The sequence below is a fragment of the Mucilaginibacter sp. genome (assembly GCF_964263795.1).
GTDB lineage: Bacteria > Bacteroidota > Bacteroidia > Sphingobacteriales > Sphingobacteriaceae > Mucilaginibacter.
On the sequence record NZ_CAXVWK010000129.1, the window covers coordinates 1 to 12,045 of the forward strand.

General features: G+C 41.0%; 12 protein-coding genes. 2 read left to right on the plus strand and 10 right to left on the minus strand.

The genetic code is table 11. From position 1 onward, the window contains the following. Positions 1-81: 81 nt before the first annotated feature. On the plus strand, positions 82-1,320 hold the full coding sequence (gene fabF, locus ACE5CV_RS20010) for a beta-ketoacyl-ACP synthase II (protein WP_374951978.1): 1,239 nt from the start codon (positions 82-84) through the stop codon (positions 1,318-1,320). 9 nt (positions 1,321-1,329) lie between these two features. Next, the gene (locus ACE5CV_RS20015) at positions 1,330-1,581 is read left to right on the plus strand and encodes a DUF1456 family protein (protein WP_374951979.1); all 252 of its coding nucleotides are present in this window, start codon (positions 1,330-1,332) and stop codon (positions 1,579-1,581) included. Here the strand turns inward: ACE5CV_RS20015 and ACE5CV_RS20020 are convergent. The 10 genes from ACE5CV_RS20020 to ACE5CV_RS20065 form a co-directional block, all read right to left on the minus strand. Beyond that, on the minus strand, positions 1,578-2,150 hold the full coding sequence (locus ACE5CV_RS20020) for a CAP domain-containing protein (protein WP_374951980.1): 573 nt from the start codon (positions 2,148-2,150) through the stop codon (positions 1,578-1,580). The genes ACE5CV_RS20015 and ACE5CV_RS20020 overlap by 4 nt on opposite strands. Positions 2,151-2,237: 87 nt before the next feature. After that, positions 2,238-3,017 carry a hypothetical protein gene (locus tag ACE5CV_RS20025; protein ID WP_374951981.1) on the minus strand — a complete coding sequence of 260 codons (780 nt, stop codon included), beginning with the start codon at positions 3,015-3,017 and terminating at the stop codon, positions 2,238-2,240. A 226-nt stretch (positions 3,018-3,243) separates the two neighbouring features. Next, a complete protein-coding gene (locus tag ACE5CV_RS20030) occupies positions 3,244-4,179 on the minus strand; it encodes a phosphatase PAP2 family protein (protein ID WP_374951982.1) in 936 nt (311 codons plus the stop codon). Further along, entirely contained in the window at positions 4,172-4,798 is a 627-nt protein-coding gene (locus ACE5CV_RS20035; RefSeq protein WP_374951983.1) for a sterol desaturase family protein, read from the minus strand. Before ACE5CV_RS20035 ends, ACE5CV_RS20030 begins: the two co-directional genes overlap by 8 nt. Positions 4,799-4,804: 6 nt before the next feature. Further along, a complete protein-coding gene (locus ACE5CV_RS20040) occupies positions 4,805-5,437 on the minus strand; it encodes a DUF4833 domain-containing protein (protein WP_374951984.1) in 633 nt (210 codons plus the stop codon). After that, positions 5,400-6,116, minus strand: coding sequence for a CDP-alcohol phosphatidyltransferase family protein (locus tag ACE5CV_RS20045; RefSeq protein ID WP_374951985.1), 717 nt, complete (start codon positions 6,114-6,116; stop codon positions 5,400-5,402). The genes ACE5CV_RS20040 and ACE5CV_RS20045 overlap by 38 nt, the downstream gene beginning before the upstream one ends. 31 nt (positions 6,117-6,147) lie before the next feature. Next, a complete protein-coding gene (locus tag ACE5CV_RS20050; RefSeq protein ID WP_374951986.1) occupies positions 6,148-8,694 on the minus strand; it encodes a DUF5686 family protein in 2,547 nt (848 codons plus the stop codon). A 14-nt stretch (positions 8,695-8,708) separates the two neighbouring features. Beyond that, the gene (locus tag ACE5CV_RS20055; RefSeq protein ID WP_374951987.1) at positions 8,709-9,080 is read right to left on the minus strand and encodes a GtrA family protein; all 372 of its coding nucleotides are present in this window, start codon (positions 9,078-9,080) and stop codon (positions 8,709-8,711) included. A 233-nt stretch (positions 9,081-9,313) separates the two neighbouring features. Next, entirely contained in the window at positions 9,314-10,636 is a 1,323-nt protein-coding gene (locus ACE5CV_RS20060) for an inositol-3-phosphate synthase (protein WP_374951988.1), read from the minus strand. 266 nt (positions 10,637-10,902) lie between these two features. Further along, complete coding sequence (locus tag ACE5CV_RS20065) at positions 10,903-12,021, minus strand: hypothetical protein (RefSeq protein ID WP_374951989.1); 1,119 nt, start codon at positions 12,019-12,021, stop codon at positions 10,903-10,905. Between the last annotated feature and the right edge of the window lie 24 nt (positions 12,022-12,045).

A 12,045-nucleotide genomic window follows, 5' to 3' on the forward strand; every position in this document is an offset into this window, starting at 1 on the left:
TGGTGAAATAAATATAAAAACTTTGGTTTACTGGTAGTACTTTTGCAGTGAACACGATATAAATGTATTGTTAACTAATTAATGAAAAGAGTAGTTGTTACCGGCATGGGCGTGGTGTCTGCCACAGGGAATGATGTTGCCGCGTTTTGGAATAATATAGTTGAGGGCAACAGCCCTGCAAAATCAATAACCAGGTTTAATCCGGAAAAGTTTAAGACACATTTTGCTACGCAGATAGTAGATTTGAACCCTGCCGCATATTTGGATAGAAACGACATTAAAAGGAGTGACCTTTACACTCAATACGCTTTAATTGCTGCCAGGCAGGCTATCGCAGATTCGGGATTTGATATAAACGACATGTCGCCATTTGATGTTGGAGTGATTTTCGGTACCGCTCAGGGTGGTATGGAAACGCTGGAGCAGCAGTATAAGGAATATGCACTCTCAGGGTTCGAGCCGCATTTTAACCCATTTTTTATTCCGAAAACGCTGGTTAATATGGCGGCGGGGATCATTTCTATCAAATTCGGCTTTATGGGGGTTAACTTTTCTACGGCATCTGCCTGTGCAAGTGCCAACACCGCTATTATGGATGCATTTAACTATATCCGTTGGGGTAAAGCTAAGATCATCGTTACCGGCGGTTCTGATGCGCCAATTAGCGAGGCTTCTATAGGAGGTTATAACTCGTTAAAGGCATTGTCAACCCGTAACGATGACCCAACTAAGGCGTCGCGACCGTTTGATATTGACCGCGAAGGATTTGTAATGGGCGAGGGGGCCGGCGTATTAATACTGGAAGAATACGAGCATGCTAAAGCGCGCGGTGCAAACATTTACGCTGAAATTGCCGGCGCCGCTATGACTTCTGATGCCTATCATATCACCGCAACCCATCCCGAAGGGAAAGGGGCCATACAAGGTATGAAACTGGCGTTGCAGGATGGTGGATTGAATGCAGATGATATTGATTACGTAAACGCGCACGCAACGTCGACCCCGGTAGGCGATATCAGCGAGGCTAAAGCGGTTAAAGAAGTTTTTGGTGCAAATAAAAATTTACACATCAGCGCTACAAAATCAGTTACAGGCCATTTGTTAGGAGCTGCCGGCGCTATTGAAGCCATCATATCTGTAAAAGCAATAATAGAAGGCATTATCCCCCCGACCATCAACACGGAAACTATCGACCCGGAAATACCGGCGGGCTTAAAAATTGTTACCAAAGAAGCTATTAATAAAAAGGTTGATGCCGCTTTGAGTAATACTTTTGGTTTTGGGGGACATAACGGAATAATTATCTTCAAGAAAATTTAACGAACAGCTATGAGCAATAACGATGTGATGAAAAAACTGCGTGTGGCACTTAGCCTGCGCGATGATGATATTATTGAGATCTTAAAGCTCGCCAACTTCCGCACTACTAAAACGGAACTTAGCGCCATCTTTAGGGCGGACGATCACCCAAATTTTCAACCCTGTAAAGATCAACTGCTCCGCAATTTTTTAAACGGCCTGGTTATCTATAAACGCGGACCGATGCCAAAGAAAGAGAAAAAAGAAGAGCCAAAAGATTAATGACTTTCCGGGTCTTTTTGAATCAGGCGGTACTTACCGGCTTTTATCATCCTTTGCTGCTCGGCACTGAATGATTCCCGGCCGCCAAAATCCTGCACCCAGTAGTGATTATATTCGCCTACGCCTACTTCTTTAAATCCCGGATTCATCAGATTTTTGCAGTGGCCCTCGCTTTTAATCCATCCGGCCATAACTTCAGGTATGCTGGTTTGCCCCGCAGCAATGTTCTCGCCAATCATAAAACTTTTAAAGCCTTTAAATTGGTAACCAGCGGTTACAATCCGCGTTTGCATGCTGCGCCCATCCTCACTTGTATGGCTAAAATAATTCTGCTTTGCCATGTCCTTCGCGTGACCCTCTGCAGATTTTTGCAAATTATCGTTCCAAACTATCGGCGCAACAGGCGGCATGTAAGTATTACCACAGGTGCAGCCTTTAGCACGGGTTTTATTGATCAGATCTAAAAACTGTTGTTTAAAACCAACGGAGACTTCGTCGCCGCGACTTTTAAAGCCAGTTAAAGAAAAAAACGCAATTATAAAGGCAATGCCTGAATATGTATTTTTCATGTCGATAGTTTTGACATAGTAAACCGCCGCTGGTTTAACGCAAAAAACCACCCCTTGCAGGATGGTTTTTGGATTATCTCATTAATTTTATAAAGAAGCCAGGCCCTTAACGGCATTTGCATTTAACTTGCTTGCTTTCTTCGCGTAGGTTTTTGAAATTGATTTTTTCTTGTTAGCAACAATTGCTTTTTTCCCTTTGACAGTTTCTTTCACAGGTGACTGGAACGCCATTGCTTTCAACTCCTCGTCGTTTTTGATGTTTTCATAAAGCTCTGCTGCCCTTTTTGATGCAATGTCACCTTTTTCCGGCTCACCCATTCTGTTGTATAAAAACGCGTAGTTTTGTTGAACAAGCGCTTCAAGCTTAGGAGATTTAGTTTTGGCCGACAAGGTTAACGCCTCATTTAAATCGCGCATAGAAAGCTTGTAATCTTTATTGGCCATTTTTACACCTGATAACCTTACGAGTGAACTGATGATGCCAACGGTGTCTTTTTGATCACGTGATATTTTGTTAGACTGCAACAGGAACCATTTAGCCTGGCTGAATTTACCTTGGGATTGATAAACTTTTGACAGATAATCAAAGCAGGTACGCATTCCTAAAATATCTTCGTAGTAGCTAAAGTTATGCAGTGCAAGCATTGTATAGTTTAACGCCTCATCCTGATAGTAACGTTTTACGCCACTGTGTTTGATAGTATCGTATTGTAGGTATTGTGCGGCTATTTGTTTGTATATACCACCTTTTAAGGTGTCGTTTTTTGTTATCTGTAACTGGGTTTTAAGGCTATCCAGATCACGTGAACCTGCAAAGGCATTAGTTGCGGCTATGACGATTAGAACAAGGGTAAGTATTTTTTTCATCTTGGTATACATTAGTATTGTATACTAAGATGTATTCAAATTACATGCCCAATTAACGCCATGTTAGCGGAGTGTAAAGTCAGGAACTTACACAATAAAATTTCATACCTAATTATGCCTTCGGGATGCTTATAAATACCTGTAAATAAGATATCCACATTCTGTATTTTATTAACAGTAAATTCAATTAGTATAGAAAAGTATACAGTAAATGTTAGGTATTTGTTTATTGAATAATTTGCTCGTACCGCAGCAAAAAGTTCTTGATCCGATGGGATGTGGCAGCGATGTTAAAAAGCGTAATACCTGTGATAGCACAAATAATACCGGCCAGCACATCCAGTATGTAATGGTGGCTGGCGTATACGGCTGTGAACCAAATACCACCCATCACTATAGCAAATAATAAGTTCACTAAACCCAATCTGTTACGAATGCCGTAGTACACCACAATAACCGGATAAGAGGAGTGCAACGACGGCATTGCCGCAAATACATTAGAGCCCTTGGAGTATATAGATTTGAATAAATTGATGTTAAAAAATTTGTCAAACCGCGCCAGCCCGGCCATATTACCCTGAGTTAACGGCTGAAATTGAAAGCCGTGCAATTGAATGTACCAGGGTGGTGCGGCCGGGTAGGCGTAGTAGACAATGAAGCCCAGCATATTTACCACTACAAACGTTAACGAAAAGCGCAAAAACAGCGGCTTGTTCTTAAAAAACAGATATGCCGCAAATGCCAACGGTACAGGGATCCAGCAAAGGTAAAAAAGCCCTGCCATCACATCTATAAAAGTTGTACGTTTTATGTAGAGGTATTCATTAGGGGTTAAGATGGTGTTGTTAAAACGGATGCCGAAAAGACTTTTTTCGGCATGGTAGAGCTGACCTATTGCAACATCCTTGTAATGATAATTAGGGAAAGCCTTCATATAATCAAATATGATCCAGTAAACGATAAAGATACTGAACCCAAGGATGAACTTGCGGGTAGTAGGGGTAGCGTAGAAGCAGGCGTTGAAGATACCTGTTAGTACTAACTGATCTGACTTAAAACCTACTAAAAAATAAGATAAAAGTAAATAGGCGACTGATATGGCAGAGACAATACTTATATTTTTGGCATTGATCTGTATATCATGATTACCATCATTAGCCATTCTGCTTTTTAATGAAATCTGAATTGAAAATCTTATCCCATAATGGTGAGCTTACGCCGTAACCTTTTGTTGGGTCCTGGTAGTGGTGAAGCATATGGTGCTGCTTTATCTTTTTCCAGAAGTTACCTTTAAAGTTGAAATGGTGGATAGCGTAATGTGATATGTCATACACCAGATAGCCTAGTATAAAGCCCGGGAAAAAGCCGAAAATGTAGTTTGCCGGCAGCATGGCGTTAAATAACAAATAAAAGCCGGTTGCCAGTGGGATGCTTGCCGATGGCGGCATAACAAGGCGCATAGCATCGCTTGGGTAATCATGATGTACACCGTGAAAAATAAAGTGTAAACGCAGGGCCCATTTTTGTTTAGGCACAAAGTGGAATACAAAGCGGTGCATGATATATTCGGTAAGCGTCCATACAAACAAACCGAATAAAAACAGACCAAAGTAGTTTAAAACGCCAATTTGGTTTTCATAGGCAAAATATGTGCAAACGAAAATGACGGGCACAAATATGATGATAGGCACAAAGTAATGTACCTTTGATAAACTTTCTAAAAAGCTACTTTTAAACATTCTCACAGATTCCTGTGAATTGGATACAAAATTTTTAGCCATAGTCACTTAGGGTTTAAAACGTTCTGTAATTTCTTTTCCTGTTGCAGGGTCCGTCCCTTTCATCTCCACATAAATTACATTGGGTAACCAAAAAGAACCGCCCTCTATCCTAATAAATATATTGTTAAGAATAATTTGCTTTTGATTTACGGTTGCAAAGATACGATATTTCCCGTCGGCGGCCTTCATCAAACTAAGCGGAAATTTTTTGTATGACACAAATCTGATATCGTATTTATCGTTGCCCAGCGGTTTACTCACTAAGCCATATGCAAATTTGCGCTGTATATAATTCAATTCTTCTTTCTGGCCTTTCTCATTATATCGTATCCAATAGGGATGTATAGGCGCGTCCTTGTCTGGTTTACCGGTGCTTTTATCGATGTTGATATCATAGACAAGCGTATTGGTATTAGGGTTACGCTGTACATAAAAAAGACGGGATGGATCTGAAGGCGGCACCGGAAATACTATAGCCTTTTGTTGCTGATGCCTGCGACTTGCAGCAGTATCTGCAAAGGGTGACTCACACTTGGCAGCACTTAGCGGTAAGGTGAAATTGATAAACAGCAGTAAAGAAAGGACTAATTTTAATGGTGTATTATTGTTCATCTTTTTCAGCCAGCGCTTTCTTAGCATCAGTAAGCCTTTTAAAGGCAGTTAAATTTGTTAATACAGCAAGCACTGCAATTGGCAAAGTAAACACCGTCATCGATTCAAATACATGAAATTTAATGCCCGGGATGTATAATTTATAATCGCCGCCCAAATAGGATGATGTAATGCCACAGGCAATTGCAAACACCGCGATAGTTATAACCCGTTCCGGGCGCTGCATCAAGCCGCCTTTCAGTTCAACACCCAGGCCTTCGGCACGGGCACGCACGTAACTTACCATCATGGAGCCTATAAGCGCGATAAACGCCGCTATTGAGCTTAAAAAATAATGGTGAGCTACCAGGTAATAACAAATGCCCAGGAACATGATCAGTTCACTATAACGGTCCAATACCGAATCATAAAGGGCACCAAACGTTGATTTCATGTTACCTAAACGGGCTACCTGCCCGTCAAGCATATCGAACAAGCCGGCAAAAAGGATAAGCCCGCCCGCCCAGCCTACATAGCTCAGGTCCGCACGGTCACCATCTTCGCCGCCGATGATAAAAATTGCTGCTACACCTACGTTTAGTACAAAACCAATAGAAGTAACTGCATTTGGAGTTAAGCCAAGCTTTATCAGCAGCTTAACAAACGGATCAATAATTTTATATATCCCAAGCTGAAGGCTTGTACGTATTGAAGTTTGCTGTTCCATTTAACAATAAAAATAATTAAAATAATACATATTAAAAATCGAATTTGATCTTGGTGCGGATACCCCAATCAGCAATACCCGGGTGATCTAAATAAGTAAAACGCTTAACAAAGTCGACCCTGATAAATTTAAAAATGTTTTCAATACCAACGCTGCCTTCTACATACGCAGTATTGCCTAACGCGTAAGTTATCGGTGCACCGTTTTCATCTACCGGGAACTGATATAAATTAGGGTGAATTGACGGGTTGTTACGTTCGGTTAGCCCGCCGTACAGTACTTTAACAGACGCAGTTTCGCGCCATTTTAGTTTTTTTAACAATGGCACTTTATTAAAAAAATAACCTCCAAAGTGTTGGTCAATATTAAAGCTTACCGACTTATCGCTCACAAACTCCAAAAAATTCATCAGGTTGTAAGAGTCGATAACGTAAGCATAAGTTTGATTAGCCCGGTGTATGTTGAGCAGGGGGTAAGGTACCTGCCCGAAAATCTTACCAGCCTCGGCTGTAAGGTCGCTAAAGCCGAATGGGGCAACGTAAAAGCGCTTATCAATTCGTGCTGATAAGTTAGAGTAGTTATACTCACCGCCCAAAACATTTTTTAAGCCAGTTGTAAAATCAAGTGTAAGGATAGGATACTGATTAATTATCGGCGTACGGAAAAGCTTACCCTGGTAATATTGTTCGTGCGGTGCGTAGCGCAACCCAACAGACGCCTCGGTAGTGGTAAGGTGATTAAAGATATTATTTTGCGTACTAATAAACGGGTAAAGCGTGCCGGTAGGGGTTTGTGTAGTTTTCTTTAACCCAAGCTTGTAAGAGAAGTGGTTTTCAAATTCGCTTACATAATCTAAACGGTAATTATCATTGTACAAATATTTATCATTACGGCCGCGTTTAAATGATAGCAGGATATTGTCTTCCTGAATGAATTGTAATTCCTGCCCGGGGATTTTAGTTTCCCGCTGAAAGCTTGCGCGAATATAATGTTGCGGAAAACGATAGATGCTTTTATTATTGAGTGAATAGGTACCGGCTAAAAAGTATTTCCAACGTTCGTCTTTAAAACCGTAGGCTCCGTAAGCTTCCAAAAAATAACGTTTGCTAAAGTCGGCTGTTGTGCGGCCCCCCACACGTAGTCTCAACCCTTCCACCGGGTTAAAGCTATAAAATGTACTTGCAGGCCCAATTTCAAACTTTCCGAAATTTTTAAAACCTGCAAACAGCAAATTCACCAGGTTTGCCGTCCGCCGGAAGGATGGCATATGCACCAGGCTATCAATGTTGGTGTAAACTTTTGCTTCCGCAGTGCTCAGGGTATCCAGCCGGTTTTGGGCCCAAAAGCTTTCCGGCCGATTTTTTACCTCTTCGTCTTCCAGTTCGGGCCGGGCAATATAGGCAGTGTCGGGCCTTGGTTTATTTATCTCGAAGTTGCGTAAGGTAAGTGTCCGTACACCAAATAGCCCGGCTTTACGCTTGGCCGAAAAACCAAAATCAGCAAAGGTATTACTGCGGCTCAGGTGATAACGGCCGTCTTTACTCAAAGCAAAGCTCTGATCTACATGCATACTGCGAACAAAGTTCACATTGATATTTTTGTTAATATTGAGTGATGCCTTCTCTACCGCGTAGTTACCGTCGAGCGTGATGTAAATATCTCCCTCAAATAGTATATCATTGGTGTTCCGAGGCGTAAAGCTTAGTTGTACCAGCTTTTCACCATTATCCATCATTAAAGTATCCGTAATAAAATATTTGTAGCTCCCTGGCGCGCCATTGGCAATGGGACTCAAAAATTCGCGGCCAAGTAATAAGGAACTATTGTCGTAAATATCAACCTTGGCATACAGGTGCTTAAAATATTGCCCTATGCCTTCAGTATCGAAGCCAGGCCCGAAATCGACCGATTTCTCGCCAAGTATTACATTGCGGGTAGCTTCAGGATGTTTACGATAGTAAATCTGAGATAGTCTCTCTTTAAGGTATATCGGTAACAGCGTTTTGCCAGGATAGGTCACACTATCCTTGTTATCGAACATGAATTTATATTTGCGAAAAAGCTTTTTTTCGGACACCTTATCAGATAAATTGCTTAGAGAGAACTGCATTTTATCATACTCCTTGTACTCAACATAATCGTAGGCTTCGGGGCGGTTTTTTTCGCGGTTAGCAATTACCTTACGGATCAGTTCTACAGCTGGGTTGTCATTTACATATTTGGCGCGCTTAGCAGTTTTTACAACAACCTCGTTAAGCTGTTTGGATGAGGGTGCCATCCGCACGTTTATCACCTGCTCTTTACCAGGGGCAACAGTAAGCACAGCGTCTTTAAACCCCAGGTAAGAAACTTTTAATTGTGTATAAGGCTTAACTGAGCGAATTGTATAAACACCCTGGTTATTTGTAGTAACGCCAATAGTGCTGCCAATAAATGATACTGAAACGAAAGGCAAAGGTTGCTTGTTGGTAGCATCAGTGATAACGCCGTTTACTACAGTATTCTGGCCGAATAAGGTGGTGGTGGTAAATAAGAATACTAATAATATAAAATAATTAGCAGGGGGTTTCAAATTCATTAAACGTGGCGCAATTATGCAAATACAAACTTTTTTTGAAGAAAGTAATTATAGCTTACCCCTACACTTATAGATACTATTGCTTTTGAAATAATATAGCTTAACCCGGTGTAATGCTTTACAACGAATACCCCCGATGTGTTAAGCAACGAATTTCCACCCCAAACGATCAGATATTTTGCTACCTGCTGCGGGATGCCTTTCTCTTTACCGTTAAACACCCAAACCCTGCCTAAAATAAAGTTTATGATGCCGCCAGCTATAGTACCAAGTAATGTTGCAGTTACGTACCAAAGATAAAAAAATTCCTTGCAGACTACTGTGGTCAAAAAGTCAAAAATGGACGCGATAAATGATGACGCCTGGGCTTTTACAAATGTTGCCATTGAGCAATTATATAATTACGGCTCTTGTTAAATTAATCTGGCCGTAGGGATCTGTTGTTAATTTAAATTAGTAACAGGCAAATAGACACTGCCGGCTATTATTTGTTACTATGTACGAAAAAAAAGCTGATGTGGAGTTAGCTAACTCTTAGATCCCTTGGGAGATGATCTTGGGTTTGAAAGGAATAATAATAAAGCCTGTTGCTGTTTATAGCAGCAACAGGCTTAGTGTGTTATGCGCCGGCGAACATATCGTCGTAATAGTCGAGGCCTAAGTGTGTAATCAGGTCTTCGCCCATCAGGTAACGCAAAGTGTTTTCTAATTTGATCAGTTGTTTAAAGATATCATTCTCTGCCTGTAAACCCGGCGCAGTTTGCGGTGATTTAAGGTAGAAAGATAGCCACTCCTGTATACCGCTCATGTTCGCGCGTTTAGCCATATCGCAAAACAATGCCAAATCCAGTGCGATAGGTGCTGCAAGGATAGAGTCGCGGCAAAGGAAGTTGATCTTGATTTGCATTTTATAACCTAACCAGCCAAAAATATCGATGTTGTCCCAACTTTCTTTATTATCACCGTGCGGCGGATAGTAGTTGATACGGATCTTGTGGAAAATTTCGCCATACAGCTCAGGGTTATCTTCAGGGCGTAAAATATCTTCTAATACACCCAGTTTTGAAACCTCTTTGGTTTTAAAGTTATCCGGATCATCCAAAACCAAACCATCGCGGTTACCCAAAATGTTGGTTGAGAACCAGCCATGCACACCTAATGAACGTGCCGCTAAGCCCGGCGCTAAAATGGTTTTCATTAACGTTTGGCCTGTTTTGAAATCTTTACCGGCAATTGGGGTTTGCGTTTCTTTAGCCAGCTCAATTAATGCAGGGATGTCTACTGTTAAGTTAGGGGCACCGTTAGCAAATGGTACGCCTAATTTTAATGCTGCATAAGCATAGATCATGCTTGGTGAAATGCGTTTGTCATCATCTAGCAAAGCCTGCTCAAAAGAAGCTACCGTTTCATGAATTTCTGATGCCTCGTAATAGATTTCGGTTGAACCACACCATACTAATACTACGCGGTCTAAACCGTTTTCAGTCTGGAAGTTTTTAATGTCTTCCATAACTTGCTGGGCAAGTTCGTGACGTGTACCGGTTTTAACGTGGGTTCCATCAAGGTTTTTTGCGTAGTTTTTGTCAAAAGCAGCTTTCATTGGCACAATGGCCTCTAAACCTTCTCTTACTTCGTTTAATAAAGATGCCTCTAATACTTTAGCGTTCATAGCCGCTTCGTATACGTTATCTTCATAAACATCCCAACCGCCAAAAACGATATCGTTTATGTTAGCCAATGGCACAAAATCTTTGATTTTTGGATGGCGGTTTTCTGTTCTTTTACCTAAGCGGATGCTGCCCATTTGGGTTAACGATCCTATTGGTTGTGATATGCCTTTTTTTACGGCTTCAACGCCGGCAATTAATGTGGTAGCTACTGCTCCTAAGCCCGGTATTAAAATACCCAGCTTACCGTTAGCAGGTTTAATGTTAATTTTCATTTAGTGAATTGTTTTTACCTTTTTGGGTATTGCCCAGTGTGGTTTTCATTTAGTGTTACTTATTCTAATAATAATGGCGTTAACCATTAGCTTTTGCAATTACAGTTTAGGTTTACGATAACGGTAGCGGATAACCTGCTATCAAACAGGTTTAACCTTTGCTTTAAGCGGCGCAAATAACCTTAATTTATATCATTGGCAACAAGTAATCTTACAAAGATTACCATTGTATGAAAATCGGTTCCGCCCGGTATCTTAACAGATGCTTATAAACCCTTTTGATAAATACGGTAAGTTTTATATTGATCGCCACCTATGGCCTCAATAGCACGGTTTACCATATCATTTTTTTCAAGAGTCCATGATGCTTCGGCATATTTAAGGCCTTTGCGGCGGTACTCTTTAATAATGCTACCATATAAGCAGGCTTCGATACCCATTTTACGATAGCCGTCAATTACACCTAAAAGCATAATACGGATGCCGGTAATCTTCTTTTTGTTCATCAATAGCTTGAAAATTCCTGTAGGTAACAAGCGGCCTTTTTTGATCGTTTTTAAAATTTGGTTGATATCCGGAATGGCCACGCCAAAACCAATTATCTTACCATCTTGCTCGGCAACCAAAGCAAAGTCCGGATCAAGGATCATCTTCAGGTCTTTCGCAGTATAATCAAACTCTTCGTTGGTCATCGGGAAAAAGCCAAGGTTTTTATCCCATGCCTTGTTATATACTTCTCTTAATGAATCGGCTTCTTGTTTAAAATTCTTTAAGTTGATCTTACGGATTGTAATACCGCTATTGCGTGTTAAACGCTCCTGCAGCCTGTCAAGCATCTGTAACGATTTATCGTTATAGTTTTCGCCATCCCAGTACCAGGCTAAAAGGTCGGTTTGTTTTTTGAAACCGTAGTTCTCTAATAGTGTAACATAGTACTCAGGGTTATAGGTCATCATTACAACCGGCGGCCTGTCAAAACCTTTGATCAATAAACCGCAGGTTTCGTTGGTAGACGGGTTAACCGGGCCGGTAATAGTTTCGGCACCTTTTTCTTTCAACCAGGTAACGGCGGTATCAAAAAGCAGGTTGGCAGTTTCCTGATCGTTAATACAATCAAAAAACCCAAAAAAGCCGTCGTTGACATTGTTAAACTTGTTGTGGTTGGTATTATAAATTGCGCAAATACGCCCAACTACTTTTTTATCATCATAAGCCAGGAATGTTTGCAGGGATGAGTGCTTATGAAAAGGGTGCGTAGTAAGCAAATCCTTTTGAGCGATAAATAGTTCCGGTACGTAATTAGGATCGTTTTTGTACAGATCATGCGGGAAGTCAATAAAAGCACCAAGTTCTTTTTTTGACTTAACCGGAATTATATTTTTCATTTACAAGTGGGGCTTAAATGATGA